Annotated in this window: 15 protein-coding genes; 7 read left to right on the forward strand and 8 right to left on the reverse strand. The window is 59.0% G+C overall.

Annotation, left to right across the window (positions count from 1 at the left end):
• Nucleotides 1-3: 3 nt before the first annotated feature.
• The 4 genes from B150_RS0112765 to B150_RS0112780 all read right to left on the reverse strand — a co-directional run bounded on the left by B150_RS0112765 (nucleotide 4) and on the right by B150_RS0112780 (nucleotide 3,042).
• Complete coding sequence (locus tag B150_RS0112765) at nucleotides 4-876, reverse strand: C40 family peptidase (protein ID WP_020400327.1); 873 nt, start codon at nucleotides 874-876, stop codon at nucleotides 4-6.
• On the reverse strand, nucleotides 869-1,210 hold the full coding sequence (locus B150_RS0112770) for a MarR family transcriptional regulator (RefSeq protein ID WP_020400328.1): 342 nt from the start codon (nucleotides 1,208-1,210) through the stop codon (nucleotides 869-871). The genes B150_RS0112765 and B150_RS0112770 overlap by 8 nt, the downstream gene beginning before the upstream one ends.
• Nucleotides 1,211-1,308: 98 nt before the next feature.
• A complete protein-coding gene (locus B150_RS0112775; protein ID WP_020400329.1) occupies nucleotides 1,309-2,694 on the reverse strand; it encodes a leucyl aminopeptidase family protein in 1,386 nt (461 codons plus the stop codon).
• A gap of 27 nt (nucleotides 2,695-2,721) precedes the next feature.
• Nucleotides 2,722-3,042 (reverse strand): 2Fe-2S iron-sulfur cluster-binding protein, encoded by a 321-nt coding sequence (locus B150_RS0112780; protein ID WP_020400330.1) that lies wholly within the window; start codon nucleotides 3,040-3,042, stop codon nucleotides 2,722-2,724.
• 579 nt (nucleotides 3,043-3,621) lie between these two features.
• Here B150_RS0112780 and B150_RS0112790 point away from each other — a divergent pair.
• The 7 genes from B150_RS0112790 to B150_RS0112820 all read left to right on the forward strand — a co-directional run bounded on the left by B150_RS0112790 (nucleotide 3,622) and on the right by B150_RS0112820 (nucleotide 10,945).
• The gene (locus tag B150_RS0112790) at nucleotides 3,622-5,058 is read left to right on the forward strand and encodes a helix-turn-helix domain-containing protein (RefSeq protein WP_020400332.1); all 1,437 of its coding nucleotides are present in this window, start codon (nucleotides 3,622-3,624) and stop codon (nucleotides 5,056-5,058) included.
• 188 nt (nucleotides 5,059-5,246) lie between these two features.
• Nucleotides 5,247-6,641, forward strand: coding sequence for an L-serine ammonia-lyase (locus B150_RS0112795; protein WP_020400333.1), 1,395 nt, complete (start codon nucleotides 5,247-5,249; stop codon nucleotides 6,639-6,641).
• Between the two features lie 31 nt (nucleotides 6,642-6,672).
• A complete protein-coding gene (locus B150_RS0112800; RefSeq protein ID WP_020400334.1) occupies nucleotides 6,673-8,355 on the forward strand; it encodes an AMP-binding protein in 1,683 nt (560 codons plus the stop codon).
• 89 nt (nucleotides 8,356-8,444) lie between these two features.
• Entirely contained in the window at nucleotides 8,445-9,104 is a 660-nt protein-coding gene (locus tag B150_RS0112805; protein WP_155860053.1) for a hypothetical protein, read from the forward strand.
• A gap of 61 nt (nucleotides 9,105-9,165) precedes the next feature.
• Nucleotides 9,166-9,546 (forward strand): MGMT family protein, encoded by a 381-nt coding sequence (locus B150_RS20960; RefSeq protein ID WP_020400336.1) that lies wholly within the window; start codon nucleotides 9,166-9,168, stop codon nucleotides 9,544-9,546.
• A gap of 58 nt (nucleotides 9,547-9,604) precedes the next feature.
• On the forward strand, nucleotides 9,605-9,979 hold the full coding sequence (locus tag B150_RS0112815) for a hypothetical protein (RefSeq protein ID WP_020400337.1): 375 nt from the start codon (nucleotides 9,605-9,607) through the stop codon (nucleotides 9,977-9,979).
• A gap of 66 nt (nucleotides 9,980-10,045) precedes the next feature.
• The gene (locus tag B150_RS0112820; protein WP_020400338.1) at nucleotides 10,046-10,945 is read left to right on the forward strand and encodes a transporter; all 900 of its coding nucleotides are present in this window, start codon (nucleotides 10,046-10,048) and stop codon (nucleotides 10,943-10,945) included.
• A 37-nt stretch (nucleotides 10,946-10,982) separates the two neighbouring features.
• On the opposite strand, the gene B150_RS0112825 is transcribed toward B150_RS0112820, so the two are convergent.
• The 4 genes from B150_RS0112825 to B150_RS0112840 form a co-directional block, all read right to left on the reverse strand.
• Nucleotides 10,983-14,168: an efflux RND transporter permease subunit gene (locus B150_RS0112825; RefSeq protein ID WP_020400339.1), complete on the reverse strand. Its 3,186-nt coding sequence runs from the start codon at nucleotides 14,166-14,168 to the stop codon at nucleotides 10,983-10,985.
• Entirely contained in the window at nucleotides 14,165-15,328 is a 1,164-nt protein-coding gene (locus B150_RS0112830; RefSeq protein ID WP_020400340.1) for an efflux RND transporter periplasmic adaptor subunit, read from the reverse strand. Before B150_RS0112830 ends, B150_RS0112825 begins: the two co-directional genes overlap by 4 nt.
• A 177-nt stretch (nucleotides 15,329-15,505) precedes the next feature.
• Complete coding sequence (locus B150_RS0112835; protein WP_020400341.1) at nucleotides 15,506-16,570, reverse strand: NAD-dependent epimerase; 1,065 nt, start codon at nucleotides 16,568-16,570, stop codon at nucleotides 15,506-15,508.
• A 72-nt stretch (nucleotides 16,571-16,642) separates the two neighbouring features.
• On the reverse strand, nucleotides 16,643-18,985 hold the full coding sequence (locus B150_RS0112840; protein ID WP_020400342.1) for an oxidoreductase: 2,343 nt from the start codon (nucleotides 18,983-18,985) through the stop codon (nucleotides 16,643-16,645).
• Nucleotides 18,986-19,019 lie beyond the last annotated feature (34 nt).

Genomic DNA, 19,019 nt, shown 5'->3' on the forward strand with positions numbered 1-19,019 from the left:
AGTCTATTCGCTGATGCGGCGGTAGCCTGAGAACGGGGCGGTATCGCTGCCCTTGCGGGCAAGGTCGCGGGCCACCCAGCCGGTTACTTCATCCACCGGGTCGATGGTGACGGCCATATTGGTGGCGTTGGCATGCAGCAAGTGCACACTATCGATCATCCAACCCACATGGCCGGGGAAAAAGGCAAGGTCGCCGCGCATAGGCTGTTCGCCGTCTTCAAGTGCGCGGCCAAGGCTGCGAAATTGGGGGCCGGTGTCGCGCATCACCCGGTAACCGGTGCGCGCGAGCGATACCTGCACGAGGCCCGAGCAGTCGATCCCAAGCTTCGACCGCCCACCCCAAAGATAGGGGCTGGCGATAAACTGTTCGGCTACTGCGACGGGGTCGTCCTCATCCACGGTGTCACCGATACGCGTGATATGTTTCTCATATACCCAGCCGTCATAAGTGGATTCGGCAAAGCCGTTTTCGGTAACGCCCGGCAGGGTGAGGAACGCGCCCATGGGCAGGATCAACTCCGGCTCTGACTTGAGGGCGGGCTCTGAATAGAGGTGGGTCAGTGGTGCGGTGACGCGGTGCGTCGGCAGGAACTCATATTCCGTGATCGCGCTTTCCGGCGTCCAGCCCATGTAGCCGTCGATGATGGAAATGACAAACCACCAGCCCGGCGCTTCGGCGATCAGTTGCACTGGCTCGCCGTACAGAAGTTCGCTCAGGGTCTCGGACGCCGAATCGGGTTCGCTTTTCAGCGCGGCAACGGGGCGCGCGACCACACCGTCGATACGGCTGGCGGCCAGCAAGTTGCGATTGTTCGCGATTATCTGTTCAGGATCGTGAAGGGGGGGTAGGCCAAAGCTCGTGAGCAGGTCACTCATAATCACCCAGTTCCTGGTCGACCGTTTTTTCCGCCGCCAGAATCCGGTCCGACACTTCGCTCAAATACACAGCGCCCTTGACGGTGCGTTGCACCAGCACATTGCGGCGGTCACTTTCGTCACGCTTGCGTTTGATCAGATCCATACGGCCGAGGGTATCAAGCGCGCGGGTGATCACCGGCTTCGTGACATTCATCTTGGCAGCCAGCCCGCGGACTGTATGTGGCCCCTTGGTCATATAGACAGTGAGCAACAGGGTCATCTGACGCATGGTCAGGTCAGGATCGCTGGAACGCACACCGTCCAGATTGGCGGTGTGCCAGATTTTCAGCATACGTGGGCTCGTTTTCTCGGTCACTGTTTCCGTTCCTTTACCGGAATGATCCCCGAAAACGCTACACGGGATTGACCTAAAGACTGCCTTTTTGTCGCCTAGCCGTCAAGCTGCAAGAATTTTTTGATCGCACCAAAGCTCGCGCGCAGGCCTTGCGCCTCGCCACCCTTCGGTCGGCCCGGTTTGGCGGAAGGCATCCAGGCATAGACATCAAAATGCACCCACGGCGTGGCCGCATCCACAAAACGCTGCAGGTAAAGCGCCGCGGTGATCGAACCACCAAAGCCACCTTCGGCCGTATTGTTCATGTCGGCAATCTCGCTTTTCAGCATGGCGTCATAGGGTGCCCAAAGCGGCATGCGCCACAGTGGGTCCTGCGCGTCCTTCGCTTCCGTCTCGAGCGCAGCCCAAAGCTTGTCGTCATTGGCATAAGTGGCTGGCAGGTCCGGGCCGAGAGCCACACGTGCCGCACCCGTGAGGGTCGCGAAGTCCATCAGGAGGTCAGGCTTGTCTTCACCGGCGAGCGCGAGCGCGTCACACAGCACCACGCGGCCTTCGGCGTCGGTGTTGCCGATTTCCACACTCAGGCCCTTGCGGGTCATGATCACGTCACCCGGGCGGTAGGCATTGCCGCTGACAGCGTTTTCAACCGCGGGTACGAGCACACGGAGCTGTACCTTCAGTTTCGATGCCATGACAAGGCGCGCAAGGCCAAGGGCGTGTGCTGCGCCACCCATGTCCTTTTTCATGATCAGCATGCCGGACGCTGGCTTGAGATCAAGGCCGCCGGTGTCGAAACACACACCCTTTCCGACAATCGTCAGCTTCGGCCCCTTGGTGCCCCAATGCATGTCAATCAGGCGCGGTTCACGGCCTTCGGCGGCGGCGCGTCCAACCGCGTGGATGGCCGGGAAATTTTCATCCAGCAGGTCATCGCCCACGATGGTCTCGCAGGATGCGCCAAACTCTTCGGCGAGCGCTTCGGCGGCGTCCTGCAGATCAGCCGGGCCCATATGCTCAGCAGGGGTGTTCACAAGGTCGCGCACAAGGCTGATGGCCTCGGCGAACTTTTCGACCATCTCAATGTCCGTGCTTTCCGGCACAATGAGGGTGCGGGGGCCGGTGGCCTCGTCGCTGCGGTATCGGCTGAAGCGGTACTGCGCGAGGCACCAGCCGAGGGCCGCCACTTCACATTCACCTGCATCCACGTCCTGAAGGGCATAGACGCCCTCTGGCAGGTTTGCGGCGGCGTCAGCCAGGCTCCAGGGTGTGAGCTGCGTACTGCCGGTGCCTACAAGTACAAGCTCGATGCCCTTTTTGCCGGGCACCCGCAGGTAAGTGCCGACCTCGCCCGTAAACTTGCACGCTTTTGCCCAAGCCTGTACCGCCTTCGAGCGTTCTTCGAGCAATTCAGCGTCGACGATCTGGATCGGAATGGCCTTGGGGTTATGCTTGCGACTGAGAAGGGCGGCTTTTTTGGCCATACGGGGCTCCTGCGGGCGTTTGGGGTTTTAGGCTTCGGGTGCGATGGTGACGCTCAGGCCGTCCATCGAGCCGTCTACCTCAATCTGGCACGACAGGCGCGAAGAGCCGTCACGGTAATGTTCGCTGTCCTCAAGCAGATACTGCTCGTCATCTTCCATTGCTGGCAGGTCGCTATATTGTGCGGGGTCGACAAACACATGGCAGGTGCAGCAGCTGCAGCAGCCGCCACAAATGGCCGCGAGGTCGTCAAAATCGTTGTTGCGGATGTTTTCCATCAGCGAAAGGCCTTCTTCCGCTTCGATCATCCGGGTCTGACCAGCGAGGTTGGTCACGGACACTTTTACCATATGCAATTCCTGTTCACTTAAATATTGGCCCTTGGTTTGTTCTCCATATAGCACTTCGTGGGCATAAAAAAAGGGCCGATCCCGGTGGGGATCGGCCAGATTACACCCGTATTGTGGACAGGTGTGAGGGACAAACTGTATCGGGCAGCGGGTATCCGGGCGTTTTTATAAGGTGGCCCGTGGCTGCTGCTTGTGCCGAACAGCGGCACGTGTCTCTATTTTGATCAGGTCATAGGCCGGGTTGTCAGCAAGTCTTCAAGGTGAAGCTTGAAAACAAGGTCGAGGAACAGCCGGCCGGCGCTCGCTGGCCGACTGTCCCCGACAAGGTCCTGGCCTAAGGACTTGGTCAGTCTCTCTATCTCGTCGGGAAAAGGGTATGCAGCAGCGCTTCCATCGCTGCGTAGCCGTCTCAGGCGCTCGCCTTCCCCAGACAAGTAATTCCATTGCGCTCACTTGCTTTCATATTTCACGGTATCCCGTCGTTTCAAACAACAATTGATACAAAAAGTGTTCCATTGTATGGATATGTAAATGTAAAAATGTTGATATGTAAAAATTGTAAATATCAAGGGTGGGCGCATGGTTGAGGCAGCGACGAAGAAGATTTTTGCAGGCCCGCGTATTCGCCGCCTGCGCCGGGAGCTGGGGCTCAGCCAGTCGCAGATGGCGTCAGAGCTTGGGTTCTCAACGAGCTATCTGAACCTTGTTGAGCGCAATCAACGCCCTGTTTCCGCACAGTTTTTGCTCCGTCTTGCTGAAGTGTATGACATTGAGCTCACCTCCTTCGCGGGCACCGATGAGGCGCGCGCCTTTGCGGACCTTTCCGAAGTGCTGGCGGACCCCATGTTCAAGGGTATCGGGCTGTCGCGCAGCGAGATGCAGGATATGGCGGATGCGGCACCCAAGGCGGTTGAGGCTTTTACACTGCTTTACAAATCGTTTGAGCAGGCGCGGCAGAATGCCAAGGAAATCTCCACCCAGTTTGCTGAGCGCGAGGGCGGGGAGGTGGATGCCACATTTCCGGTTGATGAAGTGCGGGACTATATCCACGACCGCAAAAACTATTTCCCCGAGCTCGATGAAGCGGCGGAAGTGCTGCATGACGAACTGCACCTGAGCCGGGAGGATGCCTTTATGGTGCTCTCGGGCCGGCTGGATGAGGAACACGGCATCCGCGTGCGCATCATGCCGCATGAAGTGATGCCCGAAACCCTGCGCCACTTTGATTTGCACCGGCGCCAGCTTCTCATCAGCGAGATGTTGGATGCGCCCGCGCGGGTGTTCCAGCTGGCGTTCCAGCTTGGCATGCTGGAGTTCCGGCCGATGATCCAGCGGCTCGGTGATATGCATTCGTGGCAGACAGAAGAAGCCCGGCGCCTGGTGCGCATCAGCCTCGCCAACTATTTTGCCGGTGCGCTGCTGATGCCCTATGGGCGCTTTCTCACGGCTGCCAAGACGCTCAAATACGATATCGAACATCTGGGCCGCCGCTTCGGTACCAGCTTCGAGCAGGTGTGCCACCGGCTCACCACCTTGCAGCGTCCGGGGGAGCGGGGTATTCCCTTCTTTTTCATCCGGGTGGACAAGGCGGGTAATGTCTCCAAACGTTTCTCCGCCGGTCGCTTCCATTTCTCCCGCTTTGGTGGCACATGCCCCTTGTGGAACGTACACGACACCTTCGCCTACACCGGGCGCATCGTGACCCAGATCATCCAGATGCCAGATGAAACCACGTATTTTTCTGTCGCGCGTACGGTCACGCGGGTGGGGGCGGTCTATGGTCAGCCGGACCAGCAGCTCGCCATCGGCCTCGGCTGCGATATCGGCCACGCGAGGGAGCTGATCTACTCCAAAGGCCACGACCTTGAGACCTTGGACGCCACGCCGGTTGGTCCCAACTGCCGCCTGTGCGAACGCCCGGCCTGCCCGCAGCGCGCCAATCCGCCACTCACCCGCAACCTGGTGCTGGATGAACGTTCGCGTGGTATTTCGGCCTACCGCTTCACGCAGGAATAGGCTGCGTCGAAACATTGTTTCAGTGCCTAGTAATAATATTTCAAGAATTTCTGGCTGTATTCTGAGGCTAATTTAATGCTTGAAATAATGTTGCTCATAATTTCGCCATTTGCCGTTGCCAAAATATGGCTTCGCACGTAGCGTGTGCCGCGAAATCGAAACCGCACTTTCTGAGGGCCAAAAAAATCATGAGTACAAGTGTTCTTGATCTCTTCAATATCGGCATCGGGCCGTCGAGCTCCCACACCGTGGGGCCGATGAAAGCCGCGCGTGAATTTGTCGAGAAGCTTGAGGAAGATGGCCTGCTGGACAAAACCGACCGGCTGGTGACGAAGCTATATGGCTCGCTCGGTGCTACGGGCCGTGGCCACGGTTCGGACGGTGCGGTTATCCTTGGCCTCCTCGGCGAATGCCCGCGCGAAGTGGATGTGGAAAATATCCCCAATATTATCCAGCACGCGCGTGAGAATAAAACCCTCAACCTCATGGGCAAAAAGCCTGTGGTGTTCGAGGAAGACACAGACCTACAGCTGCTGCCGCGTGAACAGTTGCCTTTTCACCCGAACGGTATGGAATTCTGGGCCTATGACGCCGACGGCAATGAGCTTTCCCGCGCGATCTATTATTCCATCGGCGGTGGCTTCATCGTGCATGAGAAAGAAGCCAAGAAGGACAAATTCATCGAGGAAAAGGTGAAAGTCCCGTACCCGTTCAAAAGCGGGGCCGAGCTTCTCGATCACTGTGCCAAAACCGGCAAATCCATCTCCGCCATCATGATGGCGAACGAGAAGACCATGCGCAGCGTCAATCAGATCAGGGCCGAACTGCTCGAGATCTGGCATGTGATGGAAGAATGTGTCGAGCGTGGTTGCAGCCGCGGCGGGCAAATGCCGGGCCTCAACATCAAACGCCGGGCGAAAGCGCTTTATGAACAGCTCTCGAAGCGCCCGGAAAGTGCGCTCACCGACCCGCTCACCATCCTTGATTGGGTGAACCTTTATGCGCTTGCGGTGAATGAAGAAAACGCCGTGGGTGGCCGTGTGGTAACGGCGCCCACGAACGGCGCGGCAGGTATCGTGCCCGCGGTGCTGCACTATTACATGCGCTTCATCCCCGGTGCGAATGAAGACGGCGTTGTGCGCTTCCTGTTGACGGCTGGTGCCGTTGGCATGCTGTTCAAGGAAAACGCCTCCATCTCCGGCGCCGAAGTGGGCTGTCAGGGTGAAGTGGGTTCCGCGTGTTCCATGGCGGCGGCGGGGCTGACGGAAGTGCTGGGCGGCACGCCCGAACAGGTTGAAAACGCCGCTGAGATCGGCATGGAACATAACCTTGGCCTCACCTGTGACCCTATCGGCGGCCTTGTGCAGGTGCCGTGCATTGAGCGGAACGCGATGGCATCGATCAAGGCGATCAACGCCGCGCGCCTTGCGCTCCGCGGTGACGGCAAACATTTTGTCTCCCTCGACAAAGTAATCCGCACCATGCGCTTGACCGGACGCGACATGCGGTCAAAATATAAAGAAACGGCGCGTGGTGGCCTTGCGGTCACCGTGCCGATCGCAGCAACGGTGGTGGACTGTTAGGCCACATTAAAATTCGAGGGGGAACCGGGTTATGGAAAGTCATGTGATTGGCGACAAGTCGGTTCCCTTGATTGAGAAAACCATCGGCCAGATGCTGCGCGAGACGGCCGAAAAATTCCCCGACAATGAAGCGCTGGTGTTTGTCGAGGACGACATCAGCCTGACATGGTCTGAACTGCTGTCGGACGCTGAAGCGGTGGCCGCAGGGCTGCTCGCGCTCGGGCTTGAGCCGGGTGACCGGGTTGGCGTTTGGGGGCCGAACCGGGTCGAATGGGTGCTGGCGCAGTTCGCGACTGCGCTTGCGGGCCTCATCCAGGTGAATATCAACCCGGCGTACCGCCTTTCCGAGCTTGAGTTCGCGCTCAACAAGGTGGAGTGCAAGGCGCTCATCCTCGCGGACCAGTTCAAATCCTCGAACTATGAGGAGATGATCCTGAAGCTCGCGCCCGAGCTGCCGCATTGCCCACACGGGAAACTGCATGCCGAACGCCTGCCGGAACTGAGGGCGGTGATCACCATGGGTGAGGAAGCACCGGGTGGTTTCTTTGCCTTTGCGGACATCCCCGATCTCGCGGAAGAAGAGCACTATGAGCGGCTGGAGGAGATTGAAAAATCCCTCACCTGTCATGACGCCATCAATGTGCAGTTCACCTCCGGCACAACCGGCTCGCCAAAGGGGGCGACGCTCACGCACCACAATATTCTCAACAACGCGCAGTTTTGCGCACGCGGCATGCATCTGACCGACGAAGACCGGCTCTGTGTGCCGGTGCCGCTCTACCACTGTTTTGGCATGGTGATGTCGGTGCTGGCGTGCCTGACGGTGGGCGCGACCATCGTGTTCCCCGCTGAAGCCTTTGAGCCCGTGAGCGTGCTTGAGGCTGTGGAGGCCGAGGGCTGCACCGGCCTTCAGGGGGTGCCCACCATGTTCATCGCCGAACTCGCTGTGCCGAACTTTGGGGACTATGACCTTTCAAGCCTGCGCACCGGTATCATGGCAGGCGCGCCGTGCCCCATCGAGGTGATGAAGCGCGTGATATCCGAGATGCATATGAGCGAGTGCACCATCGCTTACGGCATGACGGAGACAAGCCCGGTCAGCTTCCAGACACACATTGAAGACCCCATCGAGCGCAAGACATCAAGCGTGGGCCGTATCCACCCGCACGCCGAGGTCAAGCTGATTGACGAGAACGGCAAGACCGTGCCCCGCGGCACGCAGGGTGAGCTGTGCACACGCGGCTATCTGGTGATGAAAGGCTATTGGGGTGATGAGGAACGCACCGCCGATGTGCTCGACGGTGACGGCTGGATGCACACCGGTGACCTGGGCGTGATTGACGAGGAAGGCTACTGCCATATCACGGGCCGGGTGAAAGACATGGTCATCCGCGGCGGCGAAAACATATACCCGCGCGAGATTGAGGAGTTTCTGTTCACCCACCCCGATATTCAGGACGTGCAGATTTTTGGCATCCCGGACGAGAAATTCGGCGAGGAACTGTGCGCCTGGATTCGCCTGAAGAAAGGCGTTGAAGGCGACGAGAAATCGATCACCGATTTCTGCGACGGGCAGATCGCGCACTATAAAATCCCGCGTATCATCCGGTTCGTGGAAGAGTATCCCATGACCGTCACCGGCAAGATCCAGAAGTTTGAAATGCGTAATGCCATGATCAAGGAACTCGGCCTCAAGGAGATTGTGACCGCCTGAGCTCCCTGCCTTCTAATGTCACCCTCACGCCATCTATCCGCCGCAATTTCTTTTAGAATGCAGGCTGGGGAGAGTGAGGATGACTGAAGATGTTTCGTAGTGGAGTTTGGGCTCTGTTGCTGGCCCTTTGTGCCTTGCCGGTGTTTGCCGACGCCGACGCCCCTGCGACGATTCCGCTCAAGGACCTCTTCACCGGTTACGATGAATTCCTCGAGAAATCCTCTGAACGTATGCTGATTATCGCGCCTGTCTACAGCCTCGCGGCCCGACTTGCGCGGCCCGAAGAAGTGGAGCTCACGTTCGACTATGACGGCAAGCCCTTCACCTTCCGCCCAATGAAAGACGGTCGCTTGCGCTTCCGTCCGTCGGCCCAGATGCTGGAAGCCAATCCCGAGGTGGTGACGAATCAGCCGCGTGGTACGCTTGCGGTCACCATGGTGCTCGATATCGTGATGGTCGCGCGCAACCGTTACCCGATAGATGAGCTGCATGACCGTGTGCACAAGGCATGGGGGCAGGCAAAGAGCTTCCGTGGGCTGATGTCCATCTTCTCCTCAAGCCACAGCAAGGTGATGATGCATTTCCCCTCAAGCTGCACCGAGACCAAATGGATGGTCACCAAACGCGGTAGCGTGATCGCGAGCGGCGCTGGGGTGAGCAAAGTTACCCTCGATTTCAGTGAAAAAGTTGTGCGCAAGGCAGACCAGCTTCTGCTCTCCTGCCGTCCGGACCGTTTCTCGCTCAACTAAGTCATTGCATTCCCGCGCATGGACTGATTTCTTGGGCTCCCAAGTATCAGACGGACGTGCCATGATCCGAACTTATGCCAGCTTTCCTGCCATCTATGCCCTCGTGAAACAGATTCCCGAAGGACAGGTCGCGAGCTACGGTATGGTCGCCAGCCTGCTGCCGGGCGTCACGCCGCGCATTGTCGGCTTTGCGATGGCCGCGACACCTGAAGGTGAGGGCATCCCGTGGCAGCGGGTGATCAATTCCGCTGGCCGCGTCAGTGAGCGGGAGGGTGCGACCCGGCAGCGTGACCGGCTGGAAGAGGAGGGCATTACGTTCCTCAAGTCTGGCAAAGTGGACTGGACTGCGCACCGCTGGCAGGGGCCGAGCGAAGACTGGCTTGAAGACGCAGGCATCGACCTCATGGATTTCCTGACCATCCAGAGCGGTTGGCCGGGCTAATTGCCGCAGGCGGTGAATTCTGTATCCGCCCTGCACCTCCTATGATAAAGCGCACGCTATGGCCAGGAAGCTAAACGACATCGCTAACCAGTTTGAGCGCATGCTGCCAGCATTTGCACTTGCGCTTGTGCTTGCTTTGCAGGGCGTGGTTGCGTCTGGTGCTGCGGACAGTTTCCTTTATCCTGCGCTGGTGGGGCCGGATGGCCGCACCGCCACAATTTCCGACATTTGCAATAGCACGGGCGAGGCCAAGCATGCGGGAAGCCACTGCGGCGCCTGTACCCAGCTTGCGGCGGCAGTATTGCCGGCGGCGATTCTCAGCCTTCAGGTGCCGAAAGCAACCATATCGCGGGCCGCCGTGATGCCATCAGGTGTCAAGGCCCGCCGGTTTGAGGCTCATAGTCGCTTGCGTCGCGGACCGCCCACCATCTGAAGCGAATTTGAACTGAGCGGCCTCATACACGAGGCCTGACCACATATTTCGTTTCAGGAAAATACCATGAAATTCCAAATGACCGCCGCTGCGCTTTCAGCGGCACTATGCACTGTTGCGGCTTCTGCGCATGACGGTGAAAAACCCCGTGTTGATGACCATGCCCCCATTGGGGTCATGGCCGACCACTACCACAAGAAGGGTGAATGGATGGCATCCGCCCGCCTGAGTCTGATGGGCATGACCGACCCCTCAAACACCATGATGGGCCCACAGGACATGGACATGGCGATGGGTATGCTTGGGCTAATGTATGCGCCGTCCAACAAACTCACCCTCGCCGCTGGCATGAGCTACGTTGAGAAATCTATGGATATGCTTATGGGTGGCATGACGATGAGCAACAAGGCGAAGGGCCTTGGTGACTTGCGCCTGACAGCGCTCATCCCGCTCGCGAAAACGGAAAACAGCCGAGTATTGGCCGGGTTTGGTGTATCGGTGCCGACGGGCGACAAGGCGGATACGAATGCGGGCGGCGCACGGCTTCCCATCACGATGCAGGCGGGCGCTGGCGCGTGGGCAGTTATGCCCAGCCTGACCTACAGTTATTTCGGCGATGGTTGGTCCAGTGGTTTGCAGGGCAGCGCCAAAATCTGGCTCGATCACAACAGCTTTGGTGAGCAGCCCGGTGACAGCTATCAGGTCACCAGCTGGGCATCACTGACCGTCGCAACCAATTTAAGCCTGTCTGCGCGGTTCGCCTACGACCGCTCAGGCGAGTTTGAGGGTGCGCCAGTATTTGCGAGTGACGCGCGCGAGAGCCTGACAGCCTATGCCGGGGCCAATGTGTATATGGGTACACACCGCTTCGGGGTGGAAGTGGGTCAACCTGTTGCGCAAAGCCGCGGCGCAAATGCGCTCGGCAAAAGCACCAGTTTCATGCTGGGTTGGCAGAAGGCATTTTAGGGCAGCTAAAAAAGCCGGGCGACAGCCCGGCTTTTGTCTATTCAGTCTCGACTGCCGCTTCCGGCGGCGCCGCACCCACCAGTTTGCGTATGTCTTCGACAATCAACACAATCGCGGGCAGCACAAAAAGCATCAGCGCGCTTGAAACCAGCAGCCCTGTCGCCAGGCTTACGGCCATCGGAATCAGGAACTGCGCCTGTGGGCTGGTTTCCGAGATGATGGGCAATAGCCCGAGCGCCGTGGTCAAGGTTGTGAGCGCAATCGGCCTGAAGCGCCGAAGCGTTGCGCGCACCGCAGCATCAAGTGGCGATGTGTCCGGGTCTTTCAGTTCAATGTTGTAGCGATCCACCAGCACGACGGATGCGTTCACGACCACACCCGATAGCGCCACAATCCCGAACATGGAAATGAACGACAGGTCATAGCCCAGCACCTTATGGCCAAGGATGGCACCCGCGATGCCAATGGGGATCGAGACAATGATGATGACCGGCTGCAGATAACTTTTAAGCTGCGTTGCCACCAGCGCATAAATCACCAGAAGCGCGAGCATGAACCCGCGCGCGAGGGCGGCAAAGTCCTCCCGCTGCTCGCGGGAGCCGCCTTCAAGCTGCCAGCGTAGGCCCGGGTGGTTTTCCATCACGGCTGGCAGGATATCGCTTTGGATAATGTCGTTCACCACGTTGGGTGTGGTCACACTCTCGTCCACATCCGCCGTGACCGTCAGGATGCGGCGGCCGTTCACCCGCTCAATCGAGGTGGGGCTGCGGCCTTCGGTGACGCTGGCCACATGGTCAAGCGGCACACCGTCACCGTTCGGCAGGCGAATGCGCAGGTTCGCAAGTGCGCTCAGGTCGCGGCGGGCATCACGTGGGTAGCGCACGAACACCTTGATCTCGTCACGCCCACGCTGGATACGCTGCACCTCTTCGCCAAAATAGGCTTGCCTGAGTTGGCGCGCGAGGTCCTGTGGTCTTAGCCCGGCGGCAAGACCAGCAGGTTTCATGTGAAACTCGAACTGACGTTTACCAAGGTCAAGCCCGGCGTCGATCTGGCTGACGCCGTCAATGGCGCTCAGCTTGTCGGCAAGGTCGCTGGCGGCCTTTTGCAGTTCCGCCTGGTCAGCGTGCGAAAGTTCATAGCCCACGTCCACGCTGCTTGGGCCAATGGTGGCGGCGAACGTCAGGGTCTCTGCCCCCGGTACGCTGCCCACTTCCTGCTGCCAGCGGCGGCTGATCTCACGCGAGGAGACGGAGCGCGCGTCGGTCGGCACAAGTTCTACGGTGAATTGGCCCAAGTGGCTCGCCAGTGAGTTGGAGGATACAGCACCCGGCCCCGAAGCCTGGCTGAATTTGGCCCCCGTGGTGATGGCGACCGCGCGGATGACATCCTCACCGGTCTCGGCCTTGATGTCGGCGGCGACTTTATTGAGCGCGGTTTCCATCTGCTCCATCGCGGCGGCAGTGGCATCAAAGGGCGCGCCTTCCGGCATGGCAAGGTTGGCTGAAATCTCCGTTCCCTCAATATTTGGGAAAAAGACCACGCGCACAAAACCTGCTCCGACGAGAGAGAAGGCGATGAAAATGAAGCCGACGGCGGCGGCGAGTGTCACATAGCGAAACTCGCTTGATTTGATAATCAGGCGCTGGAGGGGTCCAACCGCAAAACTGTCGAGCGCGCGCGACACCTTGACCTGAAAGCTGCGAAGCGCACCGCGGGACCAGCGCTTCTCGTGTGACAGGTGCGAGGGCAGGATCAGCATCGCTTCAATCAGCGACACAAACAGGATGGAAATCACCGCGATAGGGATGGGGCGTGTGATCTCGGCGAAGGTGCCGGTCTGGAACAGAAGCGGAGCAAAGGCCGCCATGGTGGTCAGAACGCCCACCAGCACCGGTGCGAAGATGTTTTTCACACCTTCGAACGCGGCGCGCGGGCCTTTGAAGCCAGCCTGCTGCTCAGCATAAATGTTTTCGCCCACCACGATGGCGTCGTCGACCACGATGCCGATCACCACAATCAGCGCAAACAGCGTGACCATATTGAGCGAGACACCGACACTTCCGAAAATCAGGAAGCCGCCGAGGAAGCTGATGGGGATACCCATGGCAACCCAGAAGGCCAGCTTGAAATCAAGCGTGATAACAAGCAGCAGGAACACGAGCGCAAAGCCCATCAGCGCGTTACTGGTGAGAAGGCTGATACGGTCCGCGAGGATTTCCGTCTGGTCGCGGAAGATCACGAGGCTTTGGCCCTCGGGCAGGTCAACGGTTTCCACGTATCCGGCCACTTGGTCTTTAACGAGCAGGATGTCCTTGCTTTCGTTCCTGAGGATATCAAGGAAGATGGCGGGCGCACCGTTATAGGTGTTCACCAGTTCATCGTCCGTGAGGCCATCGGTCACCGTCGCGATATCGCTCAGTCTGATCAGCTCACCACTCGTTGTGGCGCGCAGGGTGATGTCCTTGAACTGTTCACCCACGCGTGCCTTCGCGTCAGTGCGCAGGAGAATCTGCCCGCTTTCTGTCTTGATCGTGCCGCCTGAAAGCTCAAGCGACGAGCGGCGCACGGCGTCGGCAATCTCGGTGAAGGTGAAGCCGTATTTGCGCAGTGTATCCTCGCTGACCTCAATGGAGATTTCACGGGCACGGGTGCCGCGCAGGTTCACCGCCGACACCACCTCAAGGGTCAGAAGGTCACGTTCGAGCAGCTCTGCGGTGCGCCTTAGGTCTTCCTCAGCAGCTTGCCCCACGAGCACGAGTGTCAGCACGTTTGAGAGCGACTGTGTCACCGCTACAATCGGTTCTTCCGCATTGCCGGGCGGGAAGTCAATGAGCGCGTCAATCTCGGCCTGCACCTCATCCTTGATGCGGTAGGCATCAACAAAATCTTCAAGCTCAAGCACTACGCTTGCGCGGTTCTCAAAGGCGTAGGACCGCACACGTTCAACACCATTGATGCCGAGCACGGCCTCTTCCACCCGCCGGGTGATGCTGTCTTCCACCTCAAGGGGCGTGGCGCCGGGGTAATTCACGCTCACGGTGATGGTGCCCACGTCGACGGTGGGGAATACCTCGGACCGCATGGTGACAGCGGTCATAAGACCCCCCACGATCAGGAAGATCATGAGGAGGTTTGTCATCACCGGGTTTTCAAGGAAACTCGCGACAAGGGAGAGGATGCCGCGGCCTTCAATCTTTTGATCGTCGTCGCCGTCACTCATGACTTGACTCCGTCATGGCGGCGGATTTTGACTGGCCGGTTGATGAAGCTGGTCGGCACCTCAGTGACCACAACGCCATCAGCGGCGTCGAAGGGGCGCACAAAAATCTTACCGTCTGCGCTGTCGACAATCTCAACATCCGCGCGCTTCAGTTTGCCGTTCGCCACTGTCCATACGCTGCTGGTGGTCACCAGCGCCTCGGCAGGCAGTTCAAAGACATCACCGTCGACCGTGTGGCCTGCGAGCACAGACACAAAGGCACCGGGCACTAGCGGGGCACTCTCCGGCAACTCGATGAAGATGGTCTGCAGGCGTGTGGCATCTGCAAGCGCACCACCAACGCTTGAGATGGCGGCACGGATTGGGGCCACGTTTGAGCTTTCCGGTTTGACCGTTACTTCGCTGCCTGCTTCAAGCGACAGCAGACCAAGTTCCTGCGGGGTGATGCTCGCGCGTACCCGCAAGCCATCCAGTGCATAAAGGCTGCCATATTGCCCGCTGGCATTCAGCAGTTGCCCGCGCTCAATGCGGCTGTCGGTAATGCGTGCGTCATAGCTGAGGCGGTAGCTGGTGCGCGACAGGTTGAGCTTCGCTTGCGCAACCGCTGCCTTGGCGGATTGCAGCTGGGCTTCAAGCGCCTTCACCTGTGGTTCCTTGGCGACAAGGGCGGGGGTGGGCTCGTTCGGGAATACGCGCTTCCAGTCCTTGATGAAGTTCTCGGCCGTCGCGCGCGTTTGCAGCAGTTCTGCTTCCGCGCTTGCGACTTGCGCTTTGGCCTGTTCCAGCGCCAGCTCAAAGTCGGTGCCGTCGATGGTGAATAGGGCTTCGCCCGCGCGTACCACTTTACCCGGCGCCATGGACGGGCTGATGCTCTCCACACGGCCTGACACCTGCGGTGTGATACTCACAAGCGCCCGTGCTTCCACCGTGCCCGTCACGGTGCGGGTGATGGTGTGGCTGATGCGTTTGGGGCTCACGGTATCCACTACCACCTGCTCAAGCGATGCGGACATATCAGGTGCCGCACCGCCACTGGTGCGGATCAGCCTGGTGATGCCAATGGTGCCAACGACCACAAGCACGACAAGGATGATCTGGATGAGGCCAACCGCACGCTCGGACGTGCGTTTCACATGAAAAGCTTCAATAACCCGTTTCATGGCTATCCTTCGGAAAGATATGAATTTTATACAAACGAATACACAGTGGCGGGTCGCCTACTACCTATACGGAAGCGAAGCGTAAATCCGTCAAAAAAACTTTGCTGCGGCTTCAAACCGCAGGTCGATGACATGCAACACTAGTGTGATGGTGGCGAAAATCCAGCTCTCACGTGCCTAGAGGTAATAGGATTTGTACCAGTCCACAAAGCGGCGAATGCCGACTTCAATCGGTGTGTCAGGCTTGTAGCCGGTGGCGAGCTCGAGGGTTTCCACACTGGCGCTGGTGTCTGGTACGTCACCGGCTTGCATCGGCAGGAAGTTTTTCTCGGCCTTTTTACCAAGGCAATCTTCTAGCACCTCGATATAGCGCATCAGCGGTTCCGGGTTGCCGTTGCCGATATTGTGGATACGCCACGGCGCGCTTGAGGACGCGGGCGCGGGGTTCGCGCTGTCCCATGTCTTGTCAGGCGTCGCGGGGGTATCAAGCGCCGCCACAACACCGCGCACGATATCGTCCACATAGGTGAAGTCACGCATGTGGTGGCCGTGGTTGAACACGTTGATCGGCTTGCCTTTCAGGATCGCATCCGTGAACAGGAATAGCGCCATGTCTGGCCGGCCCCATGGGCCGTAAACGGTGAAGAAGCGAAGGCCGGTTGTCGGCATGCTGAAGAGGTGCGAATAGCTGTGGGCCATCAGCTCATTGGCGCGTTTGGTGGCGCCATACAGCGCGACCTGATGGTCAGCCGGATTATGCACGCTGAAGGGCATGTTGGTATTCGCGCCGTAAACGGAACTGGTGGAGGCATAAACAAGATGCCCCACCTTGTGGTGGCGGCAGCCCTCCAGCACGGTCAGGAAGCCGGTGATGTTGCTGTCGATATAGTCGAATGGCGCGTTGAGCGAGTGGCGAACGCCAGCTTGGGCGGCAAGGTTGATCACCCCGTCAAACTGTTCGCGCTCAAACAGCCTTGCCATGCCGTCACGGTTTTCAAGCGCCATTTTCTCGAAGCGGAAGCTGCCGCGGGGCTGGCCCGGCGCCTGCGCTTCCTCGTAAATGGCTTCCTTGAGGGAGCCGTTCGCGAAAGCCTCAACCCGGCGGAGCCGCGCTTCCTTGAGGCTGACATCATAATAGTTATTGAGATTATCAAGCCCGACAACGTCATTGCCGCGCGCCAACAGGTAAAGCGCAACATGGCTGCCAATAAAGCCCGCAGCACCGGTGACCAGTATTTTCATGACACTAAACCCCGCCGTCCTGATTTGGTCAGTCGCGGCGCAGTGTCGTTCGAAGCGGCGAGAAGCGCAAGCCTAACCTTGCGCTTTTTTATAGTGCCGCCGCGCAGGCCGCAGCTTGGCTGCCACTTCAAAGGCTTTCTCGGTCGCCTTTTCGGCTTCCCTAAGTTGTTGGTATTCCCCGGTTTTATACTGGATAGGCCAGTGGGGGTCGGTGACGCCATAATGGGCTGCCGCGCGGCGGGTAAAGGCCGGGTCATTGAGGTGCGGGCGGGCCAGCGCCACAAGGTCGGCACGGCCTGCTGCAAGGATTGTATTAATTTGTTCCGGTTCCGTAATAGCGCCCACGGTCATCACGGGAATACCCACCTCATGGCGGATGAAATCTGCAAACGGCACCTGGTACATGCGGCCATACATGGGTTTCTGGTGCGGCACTGTCTGGCCCGACGAGACGTTGATCAGGTCGACGCCTGCGTCCTTGAAGGCGGTGCATATGACCTTGAGGTCATCCCAATTCATGCCGCCGGGCGCCCAGTCCCACGCCGAAATCCGCACCGAAATAGGCCGGTCTTCGGGGAAGACTTCGCGCATGGCGCGGAAGACTTCCAAGGGGTATCTTGCGCGGTTTTCTGCGCTTCCGCCGTACTCGTCCGTGCGCGTGTTGGTCAGCGGCGACAGGAAACTGGCGATCAGATAGCCGTGCGCGCTGTGCAGCTCCACCATGTCGAAGCCAGCCGCTGCCGCGCGTTCGGTCGCGGTGACAAATTCGGCTTTCACCCGGTCCATGTCAGCGCGGTCCATGGCTTTGGGTGTGGTGTTCACGCCCTCCTTGAACGGGATGGCGGACGCGCTGAGGAGCGGCCAGTTGCCAGCGTCCAGCGGCAGGTCCGAACCGTGTTTCGGGTGTTTTGTCGAGCCCTTGCGGCCGGCATGGCCGATTTGCATACAGACCTTGGCGCCTGAATTTTCATGAATGAAATCAACGATTTCCTTCCATGCGCACATCTGTGCATCGTTCCAGATGCCGGGGCAGTGCTCGGTAATCCTTGCATCCGGCGAGGTACAGGTCATTTCGGTAAAGACAAGACCCGCACCACCCGTGGCCCGCGCGCCCAGATGCACAGTGTGCCACTGTGTTGGCATGCCCTTATCGGCCGAATACTGTGCCATCGGTGCCACCACAACCCTGTTGGGCACTGTCATGTTACGGAGGCGGAACGGTGTGAACATGGGGGTCGGGCGACCCTTTATGGTGTGCGGAAAGTGTGCGGAAAGTGTGCGGTAAAATTCGTCCTCGACCGCGGAGAGAAAATCCGCGTCCCGAAGGCCGAGATTGTCCCACGTGATGCTTTTCGAGCGCGACATCAGCGCGAAGGCAAACGCGTAGCGGTCCTTGCCGAAGTGGCGCGGCATATCCTCGAACCAGCGCAGGGAAACATCTGCTGCGTGCTGGATGATCTCCACCGGCGTGCGGCGGTTCGCCTCGTAAGCAGCTTCAATGCCGTCAAGGTCACCTGCATGAGCGAGCACGGCATCCGAGAGACCGATTGCGCATTCCATGGCAAGTTTGGTGCCCGAGCCGATAGACCAGTGCGCGCTGGCCTTGGCGTCACCGAGGATGACCGTCTTGCCGACACGCCAGTTCTCACAGCGCACACGGGGGAACTGCCGCCAGATCGAGCGGTTGGTGACAAGCCCATGGCCCGCGAGCTCGTCTGCAAACACACCCTCGAGATAACGCGCGCTTTCCTCTTCGCTCATGGTAGCAAACCCGCAGGCCTCAAAAGCGGCTGGCGTGCATTCGATCACCCAGGTGGATTTGCCCTCCTCATACTCATAGGTATGGGCGCAGAAATGCCCCTCCGGCGTTTCCTTGAAGAAGAAGGTGAAAGCGTCGAGGGGGCGCGTTGAGCCCATCCAGGTGAAATGGTTCTTGCGTAGCTCGACCGTGCGGCCAAAGGCTTCCGCCCGTGCTTCGCGGATGGCGCTACCGATACCGTCCGAGGCCACAATCAGGTCGCTTGCGGCAAAGTCGGCTTCCACGGTTTCCGGGTTGATACGTTTGCCGAACTCAAGCTTTACGCCAACCGCGCGGCAGCGCTTGGTAAGGATTTCAAGGAGCTTGAAGCGCGAACACCCGGCGAAACCGTTGCCGCCAATCACCGTACGGTCGCCGCCTTTCTCCACCACGATATCCTGCCAGTAGGCGAAATGATCACGGATCAGGTCATAGCTTTCAGGGTCGGCGGCAAAAAATTCGTCGAGTGTCTCGTCGGAGAACACGACGCCAAAACCGAACGTGTCACCTTCCTGATTCTGCTCAATCACCTCGATGTCAAAATCCGGCCGCGCCTTTTTGGTCAGGAGCGCAAAATAAAGCCCCCCCGGGCCGCCACCGATCACCGTGATTTTCATCTGCCTCATCCTCCCTGGAAACTTAAACAGAAAC

Source organism: Kordiimonas gwangyangensis DSM 19435 = JCM 12864, assembly GCF_000375545.1.
Classification (GTDB): domain Bacteria; phylum Pseudomonadota; class Alphaproteobacteria; order Sphingomonadales; family Kordiimonadaceae; genus Kordiimonas; species Kordiimonas gwangyangensis.